This window comes from Lentzea sp. NPDC006480 (assembly GCF_040611995.1).
In the GTDB taxonomy this organism is placed as follows: Bacteria; Actinomycetota; Actinomycetes; order Mycobacteriales; family Pseudonocardiaceae; genus Lentzea.
In genome coordinates this window covers 1-13254 of record NZ_JBEXPJ010000079.1, presented here as the reverse complement: position 1 = coordinate 13254, position 13254 = coordinate 1, and the positions used below count along the sequence as shown (strand labels likewise).

Below are 13254 nucleotides of genomic sequence, written 5' to 3'. Positions count from 1 at the left end.
TTGTAGCAACCGAGAACAGGTGACGATCACTCTGTTTCTGCTGCTCAGAATCGGTGCTGCGCTAGGCCGTTCGAGTGGTGTTGTCGAATGTCGGCTGTGCTCCATTCGCACCGTGTGCTTCGCTCCGTCTGCCGTAGAGCCAAGGGGAAGGCTCTACCGACGGGGGAGTCGTTGTGGCATCAGCACGTTTGCGCATGGGCACATTGGCCGTGATCACCGCTCTGGCAACCACGCTCGCCGTGACGCCGGCCCACGCGGAGCCGGCACCCGCACCACCACCGACGACCCAGCCGGACCAGAATCCCGCGCCACCGCCCCAACTCGCGCAAAATCCGGCGCAGACCCAGGACAGACTCGGCGCGCAGGCCACCGCGACACCTCCTGCGGCGCCGGGCGAGCTGGGATCGATCGACCCCGGCAAGGACGGCTCGCCGGACATCGCGAAGGAACCCTCCAAGGCGCAGCCCATCGCGCCGCTGCCCGCCCTGGACCCCGGACCTGACGGCCGCGTGCCGGTCGACCGCGTGCCGATCGCGCCGAACCCGCCGGTCACGCCGTCCACATTGGACCTTCCGCAGCGACCCGGTCAGGAGCTCGTCGACGCCACGAGCGCGGAGGCGCTGGCCACGCTCGCGAACGCCGGTCGCACCAAGGACGGCAAGCCCGCGCTGGACGCGAACGCGTTGCAGCCGCAGGTGAAGTCCGCGCAGGTGGTCGACCCCAGCCGGCCCGCCACGCTGCAGGAGCTGATCGACGCGCTGACGTCCGGCAACCTGCCGCCGCCGCTGCCGGTCGACCCGCTCGCGTTGCTCCAGCAGCTGCCCGACGGCATCCCGAGGATCACCTACCGCGTCTGCTCCGAGTCGCAGACCAAGGCCGTGTCCTGCTCGCTCACCCTGCCGCTCGGCGTGCCCGCGATCGTCGACGTCACCGGTGACCGCACGCCGGACGTGCTGACCGACCTCGTACCGGTCGCCGCGCCCGGCGACATCGCGGGTGTCGTCCGGGAGCTCGCGAACCTCGACCGCGAGATCAAGACGGCAACGGACCGGCTCAACGTCGTCAACGAGCTGCTGAAAGATCCGCTCAACGTCATCCTGCACCCCGAGCTGCTGATCGAGCGGCTCAACCTCGAAAAGCTGTTGGAAGACCTCGGGAACACGCTCAAGACCAAGACCGAGGCGCTGCTCAACCTGATCCACCTCGGTCTCGGCGTGGTCAACCTCAGGCTGCCCACCAGCGAGTTCGCCGGACGCGACCTGCCCGCGCACGTGTGGGCCGTCTACGACCTGCCGACGCACAAGCGGCTCTCGGTCGGCTTCGACGGCTTCCGGCGCGGCGCGGGGCTGCCCACGGCGGCGGTCGGGCTGTACACCTTCGCGCCGTTGCAGGTGTTGCGCGGCATCTTCGACATCAAGGCGAACGTGCTGCAGGTCGGTGCGGCGGGTTCGCTCGCCATCACCGCGGGCCTCGCGAACGTCACCGACGACAACCAGGGCCTGGCATACGACCCGACGGTGGCGAGCGCGCGGTTCGAACCCGTGCCGAACGTCTTCACCGCGCACGCGTTCATCGATCCCGGCGCGAACGACCGCGACCAGAAGGCGACCGTCGACGCGCAGGTCACCAAACGCACCGAGCTCGACGTGCAGGTGCTGTCGAACTCCAGCGCCGCCAACAGGTTCGACCAGCTCGTCGTCGACCAGCTGCCGAACTCGGTGTCGGCCGCGCTGACCCGCCCGCGCGACGGCGGTGACGACATCGTCGACTACACCGCGAGCGACGCGATCAACGACGTGCTGTTCGCCGACTTCGTCTACGCGGGTGAGCGGCTCGACGCGTCCGTCCGGGCCGCGGCGAAGAACCTGCCCACCCAGTGGCGTGGCGCGCTCAACTCGGCGAGCGACCGGGTGACGCTCGACTACGACGCGAACGCCGCACTGTCCAGTTTGGACGTCTCGTTCTTCGACCGCGATCCCGCCATCGTGTTGCGCGGTGCGTTGAAGGACCTGCCGACCGTGATCAACGTGGACGCGAACCTGCCCGGCAGGCACGTCCTGTTCGACGCCAACGCCCCGCTCGGTTCGGCGGAGGTGTTCGTGTCCAAGGAACTCGGTGACTACGCGCCGCTCCAGGGCGACCACGCGACGGCCGTGCTGAACGGGACCAAGCTCGGCGCCAGCGCGCGCGTCACCGGGCTGCGCAAGATCGACGTGTACTTCGACCAGCATCCCCGTGGCGGCACCGAGTTCTCGCCGGGCGGCCAGCCGTTCGTCGCGGCCGGAATCGTCGACGGCAAGCAGAAGACCCGCCTCGACGTGTCCAACCTGCCCGCCACACTCGGATTCGACCTCGACACCACAGCGCGTCGCGTGCAGTTCAACGCGAGCGACGTGGTGCAACGGGTGAAGGCCGCCTACGTCGACACCGCCGCCGGGCCGAGCGCGGTCGCCGCGATCAACGGGCTGCCTCGGACCGTGGACGTGCGGTACGACCTCGGCGACAAGCCGAAGGTGAGCTACCGGGCGTCCAGCGCGGTGCCGCGGGCCGAGCTCTTCGTGAGCCCGCAAGGGGTCGAGCGGCTCGACCCGACCGGCAACCACTACCTCTCCACGGCACTCACCGACCTCCCGACCGAGGTCGACGTGCTGGTCGACCTGCCCAAGCGGCACCTGGACGGCACGTCGTCGGCGCCGATCGGCTCGATCGCGGCCGTCGCGCGAGTGCCGTTCTCCGGCCGTGACTTCCTCGCGATCGGTGAGCTCACCGGCGTTCCGGCGAAGTACGACGCGGACTTCGCCGACGGGCTCATGCGGTTCCGCGGTCTGTCCGGCGCGCTCGGGGCGGCGCGGTTCTCCGTCACCAACCACGGCGGCGCGACCATGCCGGCCGGGCAGCACGTCTCGGCGCACTACCGCCAGGTGACCGGCGACTTCGACGGCAGCGTCAGCATTCGCAACCTCACGCTCGCCGAGTACGCCCGCGGGCCGGCCAAGCAGGTGGCGAACCTGCAGCTGAACACCGACGGCCAGCCGGTGTTCGTGGACGCGGACGTGGTGCTCGCCGCGAACGGTGCCGACGACACTCGTCTCGCCGTGACGTCGCGCATCGACCACCTGCCAACGAATCTCACGCTCACGATCGACCTCGCCGACGGCAAGCTCACCTACACCGGGGACAAGTCGATCAGCCTGGCGGCGGACGTGCACGTCGGCAAGGTCTCCGCGCTGAACGGGCTCGGCGCTCCGCTGTTCGAGAACGGCGTCGCGGTGCGGGCCAGGGGCTGTGCCGAGGGCGCGGGCTGTGTGAAGGACACCTCGCCGATCTGCACGCTGTTCGGCAAGTGCCTCGGGCTCGTCGGCACGATCCGGCTGCCCGGCCTGCCGACCTCGCTCGCGGTCGACCTGGTGAACAAGGAGATCGAGCTCACCGGGTACACCGCCACGGCACCGCTGACGGCCTACGTGGAGATCAGCGGCCTGCTGCCGAACCTGCCGAGGCTCGAAGGCCAGGTCACGCTGGCCGGGTTGCCGTCCGATGTGGACCTCACGGTCGGTCCGATCACAGTCGACGGCAACCCCGCCCGCGTCGACGTCGGCTACCGCGCGTCGGCACCGCTGGGCGTGCTCACGATCGCCGCCGAGGCCGACACCCAGACCTCGTTCGGCACGCTGAGGGCCAGAGCATCGGTCGACAAGCTGCCCGCGACCGTGCACGTCGTCGGCACGTTCGACGCCCGTACGACGCTGGGTGTGCACAACTCGGCGCCCATCAACGAGATCACGGCCGCACTGTCCGGAGTGGACGCAGGCTACTTGAACGCGTCCGCGAACGGTGTGCCCGCCGACCTCGACGTAGTGGTCGACGCACCGGCGAAGCACTTCGAGTCGGTGGCGTCCGCCCCGCTGGGCGGCATCACCTTCCGCGCGGCGAAGGTGCCGTTCGGCGGACGCGAGTACCAGGCGTTCGCGCAGGCACTGAACATCCCCGCGAAGATGACGGCGGACTGGGCCGGCGGCAACTTCAAGTTCCAGAGCACGACCGGCGCGATCGGCTCAGCCGCGTTCGCGGTGACGAACCACGCCGGCACGACCGCGCCGAGTGGTCAGCACGTTGCCGCGCACTACAACCAGGGCAACGGTGATCTCGACGCGAGCGCCGCGGTCGGCTCGCTGTCGCTGGTAGCGGTGGCGCCCGAGCCGGACGGTGTCGGGTTCGACATGCGGTCGGGCGACGGCACGTTCGCGTTCGACGGCGACTTCCTGCTCGCCGCGGACAACCGGTACGCGGCGTTCGGCCGGGTCAGCCTGCCGAGCTCGCTCGACGTGCGTTACGGCGACGGGAAGCTGAGCTACCGCACCGACCGCCCGGTGGGCCTGCTCGCCGAGGCCCGCGTCGGCAAGCTCGCCGCGCTCGACGCGATCGGGCAGGTCCCGTTGTACGAGCACGGCATCGCCGCCGAGGCCAGGGCGTGCTCCGGCGCGCGGTGCGCCAAGGACGACTCGCCGATCTGTTCGTTGCTGGGCAAGTGCTTCGGCCTCGTGAGCACGGTGTCGCTGCCGGGGCTGCCCACGGTGGTCGAGGTCGACATGGCGGCGAAGAAGATCGACGTCGTCGGCTACCGGCCGCCTGCCGGTGTGCCGCTCAACGCCTATGTGCGGCTCGACGGGTTGTTCGACGCCGCGCCGTACGCCGCCGCGAAGGCAACTCTGCGCGGCCTGCCGTCGCCGTTCGACCTGCACATCGGTCCGTTCGGGTTCGACCAGACCGACCCGAAGCGGGCGCACGACCTGCAGGTGCAGTACACCGCGTCCGGCGGCATCGACGTGCTGGAGCTGCGAGCCGAAGCGAACACGACGGAGTACGGGAACCTGCGCGGGGCGGCGGACGTGCACGGCGTGCCGGCGAGTCTGCAGGTGACCGGGAAGTTCGGCGACAACAGCCACGTGCGGGTCGCCGCGAGCAGTCCGATCAGCATGGTGAACGCCCACGTGACGGGGATGTACGAGGGCGGACCGGCTTCCGCGCGGGCCAGGCTCACGGACATCCCGGCTTGTGACGCCGGACCGAACGCGCCGTGCGTCGACGTCGACATCAAGGGCACCGACGACCGCGGCAACGCGTTGAAGGTGCCGGTGATCACGGTCGCGTCGGCGGCACCGGGACTCGACGCCGAAGCGTTCGTGCAGGGCGCTTTCGCCGTGAAGAACGACGAGGACAAGACGATCCTGCAGGTCAACGACGTGTTCGCGAAGCTCGTAGACCTCGGCGAGAAGGTCACCGTCACCGTTGAGGAGAACGACCTCCACACGTACAGCACGCGGCTGCGCTCCGTTCCCGGTCCCACCGGCTCGATCCTGGTGGGCGGCGCGTTCGAGCTCAAGCAGGAACAGGGCGGCGACATCAAGGAGTTCGAGCAGGACATCGTGTCCTGCGTCAGCATCCCGATCCTCACGCTGCACGTGAACGACGGCCACATCAAGGCCAGGAACCTGCGCATCGACGACGTGTACGTGGTCGTCGACGGGGTGCGGGACATGACGATCCGGCCGGGCCTGTTCTACGTCGGGATCGGCGTCGAGGGCACGTACGACAGGTTCAGCATGGTCGCGCCGGACGTGCGCGCCCAGCTCGACATGGACCTGAGCCTGCGGATCGAGAAGTTCGACCAGCCGTTGTTCCCGTTGTACAAGTGGGCGTTCAAGACCAACCCGGACGACGTCTACAGTGGACTGCGCTTCCACGTGTTCGACATGAAGAAGCGGACGAACGCGAAGTTCCAGGTGCAGATCGGCCCGATCCCGGTCGGGGTGTACGCGGACGAGTCGAGCCCTGGCCTGCTGGGGTACCAGATCCCGGCGGCCGGTTCGGGCCTCTCCGGCATCACGGTGCTGCCGCCGCCGGACATGGGCGACCCGAACACGCGGAAGTTCGTGTTCAGCATGATGGATCCGGGCAAGGTGGTGAACGGTCAGATGCAGTACCTGGACGGCGAGTCGGCTCAGCTGCTCGACATCGCGGTGTCGCGTGCGTTCAGCCCGTTCCCGGCCGAGGGTGACAGTGGAGGCGGTCCTTGCTGAGGAAGTCCCAGGTGGCGGCGCTGGCACTCGTGCTGGCGTCGCCCGCCGCGGTCACCGCGTGCGGTGGTTGCGGCTATCACCTGAGCGTCGAACCGGTGACCGCCAGAGGATCCGACCTGAGCTTGTCGGCCCGGTTGAGCGGGGACGGCGCGGTCGACGGCGTGAAGATCGAGTTCTCCGCGCTGGGACCGGACGGCGTCGTGCTCGGTCTCGTCGCGACGGGTTCGGACGGCGTGGCGAAGCTGGATTCTCCTGGCGCCCTCGGCCCGGACTCGGTCAACGGACGCGCGGTGTCCGGCTGGACCGAGTACCGGGCCAAGGTCTGGTACCTGCAGGACACGGATCGCGCGGCCGACGCGGTGTGCAGCGAGCCCGCCACCGCGCCGTTCCACCACGAGCCGTGACTCAGGCGGGGCAACGCTTTCCGCGCTCGGGCACCGTCAGCGCCACCAAGTGGTCGTCGACGATCTGGTCCACGCACGGTGACCGCAGATACCCGGTGTGCCGCTCGCCCTCCAGGTGAGCAGCACGCCGAAGAACTCGGTGCCCTCGCAGCTCAGGTTGTTCAGGGCAGGGTGACGAACGAGCGCAGGAAGTCCCGTGCTCCCGGGGTGTCGAGCCGGTAGACCACGTTCGTGGCGTAGCAGGGCGTGTCACCGGTGATCGTCGTGGCGGCGAGGGTCCGCCTGCCGTCGATCGTGGCGAAGTTCGGGCCGCCCGAGTCGCCGTAACAGGCGCCACCGTTGCCCTGCGGCGCGGTCATGGCGAGCCGCACCCACGCGTTGTTCAACGCGTTGAAGGTCACCGGTGCCTTCATCCGGACTCCGCCACCGGGATGCGTGTGACCGCCGGGACCGCGGCGGGCTTCCTGCGTGCCGTAGCCGGCGACCACCCAGGACGTGTCGTTGAGCCCCTGCGGGCCGAGCTGACCGAGCCGGTTGGCCGTGGGCAGTGTCGCCGGGGTGAACGACCACCGCGCCTTCATCTGCTGCGCGGAGACCTCGATGACGGCGATGTCGTGCGTGTCGTCGGCCGGGCCGGGGTAGGCGGGGTGCGTGTGCGCGGTACCGGGCACGGCGACCGCGGCGGCGATCTGCGCGGGCGTGCCGGTGGCGTTGTCCAGCGCGGACTGGACGTCCTGGTGCAGCGACACGAAGAACTTCACGTTCGCGGGCCAGTCGCTCGTGCAGTGGGCGGCGGTGAGGAACGTGCCGGCGTCGATCATGGTTCCGCTGCAGACCCAGTCGACGCGGTCCGGGGTCGCCGGGTCGTCGTCGTTGTCCCAGGTCGCGATCAGGGCACCGACCTCGGTGCGTTCGGGTGCGGGAGTGGCGTTGTAGGAGTTGATCGCGGACGCGGGCAGCGCGGCCACCGTGAGAAGTGCGGCTGTGATCGCGGTTGTGCTGAGCAAGCGCATGTGAAGCCCTTTCGACGGCGTGCGCGGATTCAACCTCCGCGCACGTGTCGGCGACAGCCTTCACAGATGACGTGCATCAGTGACCGATGAGAACACCGATGAGCACCTTGCCGCGGGTGTGGCCGCTCTCGACGTGGGCGTGCGCGTCGGCGGCCTTCTCCAGCGGATAGGTGGCCTGCACGGAAGGCGTGTACGAGCCGTTCTCGCCCAGCCGGGACGCCTCGGCGAGGTGCTCGGCGGCGTTCGCGTTGCCCGTGACGAGGGTGACGCCGAGAGCAGCGGCACCGAAGTCGGCGATCGTCGCGACGCGAGAGGTGTCGCCGACGATCGCCACGATGTCGGCCAGCGAGCCGGAGCCCGCCGTGTCCACCGCGGCGTCGATCCCGTTCGGTGCGACGGCGGCGACCCGTTCGGCGAGGCCGGGGCCGTAGGTGATGGGGATGGCACCGAGCTCGCGGAGGAACTCGTGGTTCCCCTCGCTCGCGGTGCCGATCACCGTGGCGCCGCGGGCGACGGCGATCTGCACGGCGGCGGAACCGACGCCGCCGGCCGCTCCCTCGATGAGCACGGTCCGGCCGGAGATGTCGCCCACGGCGTCGAAGCAGGCCAGTGCGGTGGCGGAGGCAAGTCCTGCCGCGGCGCCCTGCTCCGCGGTCCAGGTGCTGGGCACAGGCGCCCAGGCGGTGAGGACCGCGTGCTCGCCCGTGGTGCCCTGACCGAGGCCGAACACCTGGTCGCCGGCTTCGACGCCGGTGACGTCCGAGCCGATCTCGTCGACGACACCGCCCGCGTCGGTGCCGGTGATCGCCGGGAACGTGGTCGGCACGACCTGGGCGAGGTGGCCTGCCCTGACCTTCAGGTCGAACGGGTTGACGCTGGCGGCCTGGACTCTGATCCGGACCTCGCCGGGGCCGGCGTGCGGATCGGGCGCGTCCTCGACCTTGAGGACGTGCGGGTCGCCGAACTCGTGGAAACGAACTGCGCGCATGGTGGTCTGCCTTTCACTGGAAGAAATTCCCCCAGCACGGCGGACCACCAGTGTCATCCCGGCCGCGCGTTCCGGCGCGTCCAAAGTGCTACCAGGACGTGCCGCAGCCCGCGATCCACCACGGTTCCCGCGCCGCCACTGTGGACAGCACCGGTCGGTCCACGCACCGCCGCCGGTTCGCCGCGAGGATGTCCGCTCTGAGTTCCCGCAGGAAGAGGGCGCCGGGCAGCAGCGCCGCGATCTCGCGCTGACAGGCGACGCAGCGGCTGCTGTGGCGCCGGAACTCGGCGGTCTCGTCGGGAGAGAGCATCTCGAGCAGGTAGCTGCCGGCGGAAACGGCGTGCGGACAGGCGTCGGGCAAGGCACTCCTCCACGTCTTCTGGCAGGGAGTGGACGAGCGGCGGCATGGGGGCAAGCCGCCGCCCGTCCTGGAACGGGCGACCCGGTGAGGGAGAGTGACCGGGTCGCCCGGGCAGGTCAGCGGGTGGGCTTGCCCGGTGTGTGATCCGAGTTTCCGGGCGTGTCGGGCTTCTCCGGCTTGTTGGACTTGCCGGCCTTGTCGCCGAGCAGGCCGGAGCAGAAGGCGGGAACTCGGTCGGCACCGCCAGCGGCCGTGATCAGGGCGCTGAACGCCGGGTTCTCACGGGCCTTGCCGTGATCCTCTCCCGCACCCGAGGTGTAGGCCTGGCACAGGCCCTTGAGAGATGGCGAGGGAGAAGCGGTGTTGTCCGGCTTCTGGTCGGGCGTCTGGGTGTTCTTGGCCGTCGTGGTGGACGTCGTGGAGACGACGTTCGTGTCGGCGGCGGGCGCGGGTTCCTCGCGCTGCTGACCGGGCAGCGCTCCGGCCGCGGCGGCCAGCGCGATTCCACCGGCGGCGGCCACCGCGGTCGCGGCGATCTTCACAGACAGCAGGCTGAGCATCCGGGGTCTCCGTGGCTGAGGGGCGGCGGTCAGACGAGCTGCCCTGAACGCCGTCACCGCGGCCTGCTCGCCGGCCAGCTCGTGGTCGCGGGCAGGTGCGGTCGCCGCCGCGAGCAGGTCGCTCAGGCGGTCGTGTTCGGCACGGTGGTCGCTCATCTCACGTCCTTCAGCGTCAGGGCTCCGATTTTTGTCACTCCGACGGTGTTCGCGCTGGTAGGGCAGCAGCGTCGAGCTGTGCGGCCAGGGTGCGCAGACCCCGGTGGGCGGCGGTGCGGACGGCTCCGGGGCGTTTGCCGAGCACCTTCGCGGCCGACTTCGCGTCCAGACCGACGACGGTGCGCAACAGCACGGCCTCGGCCTGGTCCGGCGGCAGCCTGGCGATGAGTGATAGCGCGGCGTCGGTGGAGACGGAGTCCAGCGCGGCTTGCGCGGTGTCCTCCAGCGAGGCCCGCTCGGCCACGTCCTCGACCGGCACCAGCGGCCGCCGCTGCTGACGGCGCAGGTGGTCCATCGCGCGGTTGCGGGCGATGGTGGTCGCCCAGCCGCGGAACCCGTCCAGATCCCCGCGGAACGTGGCCAGGTCACGGGCCATCTGGAGCCAGGCGTCGGACGCGACGTCCTCCGCGTCCGCGCCCACGAGCACCTGGAGGTAGCGCAGCAGCTTCGGCTGGACGTCCCGGTAGAGGGTTCGGAAGGCGTCCTCGTCGCCCAGGCGCGCCGCGGCCAGCACCTCGTCCCCACTCCGCATCCGCGGCATCCTGAACGAAGGTCCGGCTCCTGCCAAGCCCTTGTCTTCGCGCCGGAAGTGTAATAAGGACTGTCCACATCGGACAGAGAGGGGAGGCCGGACGAGCCGGCCTCCCGGTGTGGTCAGGCGGCCTGGGGCACGAGTGCGGGCTTCGGCTGGGCGAGGAGCAGGCCGAGAGCTCCGAGGGCGACCAGCGCGGCGATCGGCGGCAGCGCGAGCAGGCCGACGTTGCTGACGATCACGCCGCCGAACACGCCCGACAGTCCCACGCCGAAGTAGATCGCGGAAGCGTTGACGGACAACAGGAGTCCGCTCGACTCGCCGGGCGCGAGCTCGATCAGCCAGTTCTGGATCGGCGGGTTCACCGACCACGTGAACAGGCCCCACACGAACAGCACGATGCCGGCGGTCGCGGCCGTCGTCGCGGTGAACGGCAGCGTGGCCAGGACGGCGATGAACACGGCGAAGATCACCAGCAACGGGACGCGGCTGCCGAAGCGGTCGGTGATGCGGCCGGCGACCGAGTTGCCGATCGCGCCGCCCACGCCGTAGACGAGCAGCAGCACGCTGATCGTCCAGCCGTGCACGTGCGCGATGGACGTCAGGATGGGCGCGATGTAGGTGAACACGCTGAACGCGGCGAGGCAGGCGAGCACGGTCATGCCGAGCACCAGCAGCACCCGGCGGTCCCTCGCGGCCGCGAACCTCTCGCGCAGGCCGGCGAACGGCGGGGCCGCGACCCTGGGCACGCCGAACCGGATCGCGAACGCGCCGAGCACCGAGATGACCGCGACCGACGCGAAGACGCCCTGGTAGCCGAGCTGCTCGCCGATGACGTTGCCCAGCGGCACGCCCAGGATCAGGGCGAACGTGAGCCCGCCGAACACGGTCGCGACGGCGCGGCCGCGGTGGTCCGGCGGGGCGAGCACGGTGGCGACGGCGGTGGCCACCGGGGTGAACGCGGCGGCGCCGAGCGCGCTGATCACGCGGGCGCCGAGCAGCAGTTCGAACGTCGGCGCGAGGGTGGCCAGCGCATTGCCCACCGCACTGGTGAGCAGCGCGGCGATCATGAGTTTTCTGCGCTCCCAGCGGCCTGTGAGCACGGCCAGCACGGGCGAGGTGAGCGCGTAGGCGATGGCGAACGCCGTGACGAGCTGCCCGGCGGCGGCAGGCGAGACCTGCAGCTCGCGGCTGACGGCGGGCAGGACTCCGGTGACGATGTAGCCACTCGTGCCGACCGCGAAAGCGCCGGCCGCGAGCAGGTGGATGCGAGACAAGGTGACCCCTTCGACGGCTAGTACGAAAGTCACCGTACTACGAAACTCGTCGAACTACGATGAATCTCGTACTATGGACACCATGAGCGACGAGCTGGTGCATCCCGGGCGCGACGAGATCCGCATCGAGGCGGTGCTGCACGCGCTCGCCGACCCGGTGCGGTTGCACCTGGTCAGGGAGATGGACCGGATCGGCGTCGGGGTGGCGTGCGGGACGATCGAGCTGCCGGTGACCAAGTCCACGCGCACCCACCACCTGCGGACGTTGCGCGAGGCCGGGGTGATCTGGCTGCGCAAGGAGGGCACGTCGCGGATCGGGACGGTGCGGCGGGACGACCTGGACGCGCGGTATCCGGGACTGTTGAGCGCGATCTTGACTGCGGAGAGCTGAGGGTCGCGCCGGGCCGTGCGGCGGTGTCGGCTGGGCGGCGGGGCGGCATGGACACCGCGGTGATCTGGTTCGCGGGGCGTGATGCTGCCGGCGGCAGTTGGAGCTGGTCGCGCTGCCGGGTTCGTCGTGTGGTGGCTGAGTCGGTCGACGCGGTCTTGGCTGTGTGGACCTGAGGGTCGCGCCGGGTCGGGCGGCGGCTTCGGGTGGGCGGCGAGGGTGGCGCGGGTTGCGGCGATCTGGTTCATGCGACGCGATCTTGTCCGCCGAGAACTGAAGGTCACCCCGAGTTCGTCCGGTGGTGTCCTGGTGATCGCCGGACGTTCTCCGGCGCCGAGTGACATCTGACTCCTCTGCCCGCTGCCGAGGGAGTCAGCCATGTCCGGGGTCGATCGCCGCCAGTTCCTGAAACTCAGTGCCGCCACGACGGCGTTGACCGCGCTGTCGGGGAGCATCGCGCGAGCCGCCGAGATCGCGCCCGCCACGCGGACCGGCACCGTCGAGGACGTCGAGCACGTCGTCGTGCTGATGCAGGAGAACCGGTCGTTCGACCACTACTTCGGCTCGCTGCGGGGCGTGCGCGGGTTCGGGGACCCGCGGCCGGTGACGCTGCCGAGCGGCAAGTCCGTGTGGCACCAGTCCAACGGCGTCACGGAGGTGCTGCCGTTCCACCCGGCGGCCGACGACATGGGCATGCAGTTCCTGCAGGACCTCAACCACGACTGGAACGGCGGCCACCTCGCGTTCAACGGTGGCAAGTACGACAGGTGGGTGCCCGCGAAGACCGCGACCACCATGGCGTACCTGAACCGGCGGGACATCCCGTTCCACTACGCGCTCGCCGACGCGTTCACGATCTGCGACGCGTACCACTGCTCGTTCATCGGGGCGACCGACCCGAACCGCTACTACATGTGGACCGGCTTCACCGGCAACGACGGCACGGGCGGCGGGCCGGTGCTGGGCAACGACGAGAAGGGCTACGGCTGGAGCACGTATCCCGAGCGGCTGGAGCAGGCCGGCGTCTCGTGGAAGATCTACCAGGACGCCGGTGACGGGCTGGACGCGAAGGGCGGCTGGGGCTGGATCAACGATCCCTACCGCGGCAACTACGGCGACAACTCGTTGCTGTACTTCAACAACTACCGCAACGCCAAGCCTGGCGACGCGCTGTACGAGAAGGCGCGCACCGGCACGAACATCAAGGCCGGCGGCACGTTGTTCGACGTGCTGGCGAGCGACGTCAAGAACAACCGGCTGCCGCAGGTCTCGTGGATCGCCGCGCCCGAGGCGTACACCGAGCACCCGAACTGGCCCGCGAACTACGGCGCCTGGTACATCGCGAAGGTCCTCGACGCGCTGACGTCCAACCGGGCGGTGTGGGCCAAGACCGCGCTGTTCATCACCTACGACGAGAACGACGGCTTCTTCGACC

10 protein-coding genes are annotated in these 13254 nt (G+C 70.0%); 4 read left to right on the top strand and 6 right to left on the bottom strand.

The features are described from left to right. The first annotated feature begins 173 nt into the window (after nt 1–173). Nucleotides 174–6080: a hypothetical protein gene (locus ABZX92_RS27230; RefSeq protein ID WP_355565065.1), complete on the top strand. Its 5907-nt coding sequence runs from the start codon at nt 174–176 to the stop codon at nt 6078–6080. Continuing rightward, complete coding sequence (locus ABZX92_RS27225) at nt 6074–6484, top strand: hypothetical protein (RefSeq protein WP_355565062.1); 411 nt, start codon at nt 6074–6076, stop codon at nt 6482–6484. Before ABZX92_RS27230 ends, ABZX92_RS27225 begins: the two co-directional genes overlap by 7 nt. Nucleotides 6485–6645: 161 nt before the next feature. On the opposite strand, the gene ABZX92_RS27220 is transcribed toward ABZX92_RS27225, so the two are convergent. From ABZX92_RS27220 to ABZX92_RS27195, 6 genes are all read right to left on the bottom strand, one after another. Then, on the bottom strand, nt 6646–7497 hold the full coding sequence (locus ABZX92_RS27220; RefSeq protein ID WP_355565059.1) for a trypsin-like serine protease: 852 nt from the start codon (nt 7495–7497) through the stop codon (nt 6646–6648). 76 nt (nt 7498–7573) lie between these two features. Beyond that, nucleotides 7574–8485 (bottom strand): NADP-dependent oxidoreductase, encoded by a 912-nt coding sequence (locus ABZX92_RS27215; protein ID WP_355565056.1) that lies wholly within the window; start codon nt 8483–8485, stop codon nt 7574–7576. Nucleotides 8486–8573: 88 nt separating this feature from the next. Further along, entirely contained in the window at nt 8574–8846 is a 273-nt protein-coding gene (locus tag ABZX92_RS27210; RefSeq protein ID WP_355565053.1) for a hypothetical protein, read from the bottom strand. 116 nt (nt 8847–8962) lie between these two features. After that, nucleotides 8963–9562, bottom strand: coding sequence for a hypothetical protein (locus ABZX92_RS27205; RefSeq protein ID WP_355565050.1), 600 nt, complete (start codon nt 9560–9562; stop codon nt 8963–8965). Nucleotides 9563–9596: 34 nt separating this feature from the next. After that, nucleotides 9597–10154: an RNA polymerase sigma factor gene (locus ABZX92_RS27200; RefSeq protein WP_355565048.1), complete on the bottom strand. Its 558-nt coding sequence runs from the start codon at nt 10152–10154 to the stop codon at nt 9597–9599. A gap of 122 nt (nt 10155–10276) precedes the next feature. Next, on the bottom strand, nt 10277–11431 hold the full coding sequence (locus ABZX92_RS27195; RefSeq protein WP_355565045.1) for an MFS transporter: 1155 nt from the start codon (nt 11429–11431) through the stop codon (nt 10277–10279). Nucleotides 11432–11504: 73 nt separating this feature from the next. Here ABZX92_RS27195 and ABZX92_RS27190 point away from each other — a divergent pair, with 73 nt between their 5' ends. Then, entirely contained in the window at nt 11505–11822 is a 318-nt protein-coding gene (locus ABZX92_RS27190; RefSeq protein WP_355565042.1) for a transcriptional regulator, read from the top strand. A gap of 375 nt (nt 11823–12197) precedes the next feature. Beyond that, the coding region (locus ABZX92_RS27185; RefSeq protein ID WP_355565039.1) for an alkaline phosphatase family protein at nt 12198–13254 on the top strand (1057 nt) is incomplete at its 3' end.